Below are 5,028 nucleotides of genomic sequence, written 5' to 3' on the forward strand. Positions count from 1 at the left end.
CTTTTTAGTTTCTTCAACTAAGCCGGCATCAACTTCTTCTAGTGCTAATTTCATTAATTCTCTAATCAAACCAAAGAAGTAGCACATTAATGCCTTTTCACGAGCAATAACATTATTTTCAGACTTAATAATTTTCACGATATCAGTTATAATAGATTCCATAAAAGACCAGCTTCTAATGTGTTTTTTGTTCTTAACATCAGACTACTGGTCTTTTTGTTTGAGCTCAAGTCCAAATTCAAAGGACTTGAGCTTTTTTAATTAATTATTCAGCTTACCGCAAAAAATTATACACTTAGTCCTAAAAGCAAACAAAAACGAACTATTTATTTCACCATTATTTAAATAAAGTACTGGAATAAAAATATATATTTTATTAATATTTTTTAAATAAGCATCATTGTTATTCTATTTTTGCATAGAAAAAACAGATACCAACTTATGATATCTGTTTTTCTTAGATTATTTATTTATAATTTTACGGTCTCGATAAATTTGATTAAGGAAAATCGAAACAATAATGACAATCATGGAAACGACATAAACTGCCTTTAATCCGCTTAAGAGTACCTGCCTTAGCTGGGGAACCACGTTGGCAGCCAAGGTCTTCGCATTTTCAGCAGAAACAATTTTATTCATCATCGCTTGCGTAAGTCCCGGGTGTTTAGCTAAGCCATGAGCGACCAATGTGTTGAATGAGATTCCGTAAATTGAAACCATCATTGTTTGCCCCAGATATTTCATCAGCGTATTGAATGAAGTAGCAACGCCAATATCATCTTTAGGCACTAAAACCTGCGAGCGTACTTGAGACGCGGTCGTGATTGCACCAAAAGCCGTACCATTAAAGGCGGCTACAATACAAAATACCCAAAATGGCGTATAAATTGGCACGAAGATTAAAACAGCATCCGCAAGAACTAAGACAAGAAGCATATAATCATATGTCTTCTTAATTCCCCAGCGACCGAGCATCCCACCAATTAGAAATGAACCGACAATCCACATCAGTGAGCTTGGAGTAACCGCAAAGCCAGCCAGAGAAGGATTGGTTCCATTAATCCCCTGCATCCAAGTTGGAATATAAAATTCAAAACCAATTACTACCCCAGAAATTAATAGGGTAATTAAATTAATTGATAGGAACTCCTTATCTTTTAGCATCGAGAGCGGCATTATTGGATCCTCTGCTCGTTTTTCTGCCTTAAAGAAAGCAATTACAGAGACTACTATTAAAATAGCCAGAGCAACCATTATTAAAATATTTGTGGTACTGTCCAAATCCTGCAAGAAGAACATTAAAGCCAGCAGCAAGATTACTAACCAAATAGTTCCCTGCAGATCTAATTTTGACTTAGAGCCATGCTTGGGCTCTCTCAAACAAAAGATCACTAATAAAAAGGCAATGATCCCAATCGGCACGTTAATATAGAATACCCAGTGCCAAGACAAGTGTTGCACAATAAAACCACCTAATAATGGTGCAATTACGGAAGCAACGCCCCAGAAGCCTGAGTTTAATCCCAACATCTTTGCCCTTTTTTGCAAAGTGTACAAATCGGCAATAATCGTAATCGCAACCGGTTGAACGGCTCCTGAACCTAGTCCCTGAATCACTCTAAACAAAATTAACTCCACCATGTTTTGCGCTAAGCCACATAACGACGATCCAATGACAAACAAAGCAATCCCAAACAAAAAAACTGGTTTCCGCCCAATGCTATCCGCCAGTTTTCCGTATAAAGGAGTGGATACAGCCGTCATTAACAGGAAGATTGAGACAACCCAATTCATGATTTCTAATCCATCCAGATCAGAAACAATGGTTGGCATTGCAGTAGAAACAATCGTCCCCTCAATTGCGGTCATAAAGGTTGTCATAAAAATCGCAAGCGTGACTACAGGCACGTTTGTTTTTTTCATTCTTTACTCCCTCTCATTTTTTATTGATGATCTTTAATATAATCAAGCAAGTCTTGAGTTTTATCGGTCTTTTCCCATGGCAAATCAATATCGGTTCTGCCGAAGTGACCATATGCGGCCGTTTGTTCATAAATCGGACGACGTAAATCAAGCATCTTGATAATTCCAGCTGGACGAAGGTCAAAGACATGACGTACTGCTTCGGTTAACAGTTCATCATCAACCTTACCAGTGCCTGCAGTATCGATCATTACTGATACTGGGTGAGCAACACCAATAGCATAAGCAAGTTGAACTTCACAGCGGTAAGCCAATCCAGCTGCAACAATATTTTTAGCAACATAACGAGCAGCGTAACTAGCACTACGGTCAACCTTTGTTGGGTCCTTACCTGAGAAGGCACCGCCGCCGTGGCGAGCGTAACCGCCATAAGTATCAACGATAACCTTACGACCAGTTAAACCTGAATCACCCTTTGGTCCACCGATAACGAAGCGGCCGGATGGGTTGATCAAGAACTTAGTCTCATCATCCAAGTACTTAGCAGGAATAACTTCCTTGATTACTAGATCAATCATTGCCCGACGAATCTCTTCATTAGATACTTCTGCATCTGTTTGAGTTGAAATAACTACAGTATCTACGCGAAGTGGTTTGCCCTCCTCATCGTATTCAACCGTAACTTGGGCCTTAGCATCTGGACGAAGCCAATCCAAAGTATGGTCTTTCCTCAATGCAGCTACGCGTCTCATCAAGCGGTGAGCGAGTGAAATTGGTAAAGGCATGAGTTCTGGAGTTTCCTTAATAGCGAAACCAAACATCAAACCTTGGTCACCCGCACCAATTTGATCTAATACATCCTTATCAGAAATATTCTCTCTAGTTTCAAGTGAGTGATCGACACCACCAGCAATATCAGGTGATTGCTCGTCAATGTCCACCATGACGGCACAGTTATTGCCATCAAAACCTAATTCAGGACGATCATAGCCAATACGCAAGATGGTCTTCCGAACAACTTCTTGAATATCAACATAGGCATTCGTAGAAATTTCACCAAAAACGAAAACCATTCCAGTAGTTACGGTCGTTTCACAAGCAACGTGTGAATTAGGATCCTTCTCAAGCATCGCATCTAAGATCGCGTCAGAAATCTGATCAGCAACCTTATCTGGATGTCCTTCAGAAACTGATTCTGAAGTAAACAAACGTTTTTCCATAATAGTCCCCCTATATAGACACAGGCTATTCGGTTACAAGGCATCTTCACTTCTTAGTGAATCCTCTCAGGACTTGAACCGATAAAATAATATTCTTGTTCGTACTTTTTGTATAAAAAAAGACTACCGTCACTACGGTAGTCCCGAACAATGGAGGATACAGGGCTCGAACCTGTGACCTCCTGCTTGTAAGGCAGATGCTCTCCCAGCTGAGCTAATCCTCCATAAGTGACCCGTACGGGATTTGAACCCATGTTACGGCCGTGAAAGGGCCGTGTCTTAACCACTTGACCAACGGGTCATGTTCCTTTAAAAGTCAAGAACTTTTTTAACTTTTTTAAACTCAGTTATCTTAGTGACCTCTCAATCACAACGTTTATTATATTACTAGATAATCTTCAGATATGCAAGCCTTATTTCGAAGAAATTTTAAATAATTTTTGGTAATTATCGAACATCCAATTCGAGTAACTAATCCCATTAGGCATGGTTTCTCTCACGTTTAAAACAGGAACATGATGTTTTTTAGCTAATTTAACCATTCCATTAACGGTATCGCTTGAGGCCTGTACATTATTAATAAAGAAAGACACCTTTTGCTTCTTAAGGTTGGTTTGCATTTCATGAATAACCCTAGGACTAGGATCCGTTTCATTTTCTACAGCTTCCTCAAAAGCAGGATTACCAATCTTAAAACGACAAGCTTGTAGAGCATAATCAAATACCGGCTCACTGACATAAACGGGCTTTTGTTTTTGACCATCTATTTTTTGTGCTAACTTTTTAATTCGATCAATTTTAGTAAGGTACTTTACAGCATTTTTTCTAAAATAAGTCGCATGCTTAGGATCTATCTTGCTTGCTTTTTTAACTAAATAATTGACATATTTAGTCGGCATATTCAAATTGTACCAAATATGAGGATTATCGCCTTGCTTAAGATGTAATAGCTGTTCGCCCACTTTAGTAACATGAATATCATTCGCACTGGCTAGATTGTTCATCCAGCTATCATAACCCAAACCATTAGCAATCACGACATTGGCCGTAGCAACCTTTTTAGCTGAATCACTAGTTGGCTCAAAATCATGGGGATCAATATCACCATTATTAATGACTGCTTCCACTACGCCATATTTTCCTATGATGTTTTTAGCAATATTAGCGTAAATATTTGTTGAAGTTACAATATCTACCTTATGTTTATTAGTATTTTCTTCTTTTTTAGTTGAACAAGCCGTAAGCACTCCGGTTAAAAGCAGTAAAGACAGTGCGACTATAATCTTTTTTAATCTCACAAATTCTTCCCCCATTACATCCATTAAAAAGAAAAAGCCTGTAAGACCAATGCTTACAGACTCTTGATACGGAGTGTGAGGGATTTGAACCCTCGATACAGGTATAAGCCCGTATACATGATTTCCAATCATGCTCCTTAAGCCACTCGGACAACACTCCATATAAAAGTACTCCGGCTGTCAGACTCGAACTGACGACATCTTGATTAACAGTCAAGCGCTCTACCAACTGAGCTAAGCCGGAATATTAAAAAAAGAGCACGGCAGCTTCCTTTCCTCGCAGGCAGTTGCCCACCAACTACTTTCGGCGTTAAGAAGCTTAACTTCTGTGTTCGGCATGGGAACAGGTGTATCCTTCTTGCTTTCGCCACCGTACTCTTTTGAGCTACTACGCTCAAAACTAAACATAATCCTTCTCGCAAAAAACCTTCACAGCTTGCCTTTGCTTTGGTCAAGTCTTCGACTGATTAGTACTGGTCCGCTCCATCCTTCACAGGACTTCCACTCCCAGCCTATCTACCTCATCGTCTCTGAGGTGTCTTATTGCTTGCGCATCGGAAATCTCATCTTGAGGGGGGCTTCGCACT

General features: G+C 39.5%; 3 protein-coding genes, 4 tRNA genes, 2 rRNA genes, 1 pseudogene and 1 riboswitch. All 10 genes and pseudogenes read right to left on the reverse strand.

The features are described from left to right. A pseudogene (locus BLP58_RS12005) lies at positions 1-162 on the reverse strand (ISLre2 family transposase); the annotation flags it as partial. Between the two features lie 300 nt (positions 163-462). After that, positions 463-1,923 (reverse strand): MDR family MFS transporter, encoded by a 1,461-nt coding sequence (locus BLP58_RS11355; RefSeq protein ID WP_013853649.1) that lies wholly within the window; start codon positions 1,921-1,923, stop codon positions 463-465. A gap of 20 nt (positions 1,924-1,943) precedes the next feature. Then, positions 1,944-3,143, reverse strand: a complete 1,200-nt coding sequence (gene metK, locus BLP58_RS11360) for a methionine adenosyltransferase (protein ID WP_013853648.1) — start codon at positions 3,141-3,143, stop codon at positions 1,944-1,946. Beyond that, positions 3,141-3,227: riboswitch (SMK box riboswitch) on the reverse strand. Its footprint overlaps the gene before it by 3 nt. A 67-nt stretch (positions 3,228-3,294) precedes the next feature. Further along, positions 3,295-3,367, reverse strand: a tRNA-Val gene (locus BLP58_RS11365). 5 nt (positions 3,368-3,372) lie between these two features. Then, positions 3,373-3,444, reverse strand: a tRNA-Glu gene (locus tag BLP58_RS11370). Positions 3,445-3,556: 112 nt separating this feature from the next. Then, on the reverse strand, positions 3,557-4,441 hold the full coding sequence (locus BLP58_RS11375; RefSeq protein WP_025084330.1) for a metal ABC transporter solute-binding protein, Zn/Mn family: 885 nt from the start codon (positions 4,439-4,441) through the stop codon (positions 3,557-3,559). A 69-nt stretch (positions 4,442-4,510) separates the two neighbouring features. Next, a tRNA-Ser gene (locus tag BLP58_RS11380) sits at positions 4,511-4,601 on the reverse strand. Between the two features lie 11 nt (positions 4,602-4,612). Next, positions 4,613-4,685 (reverse strand) — tRNA-Asn (locus BLP58_RS11385). Positions 4,686-4,699: 14 nt separating this feature from the next. Next, positions 4,700-4,816: ribosomal RNA gene (gene rrf / locus BLP58_RS11390) — 5S ribosomal RNA — on the reverse strand. A gap of 72 nt (positions 4,817-4,888) precedes the next feature. After that, positions 4,889-5,028, reverse strand: a 23S ribosomal RNA gene (locus BLP58_RS11395); the annotation flags it as partial.

Origin of the sequence: Lactobacillus kefiranofaciens, assembly GCF_900103655.1 — a bacterium.
Lineage (GTDB): Bacteria > Bacillota > Bacilli > Lactobacillales > Lactobacillaceae > Lactobacillus > Lactobacillus kefiranofaciens.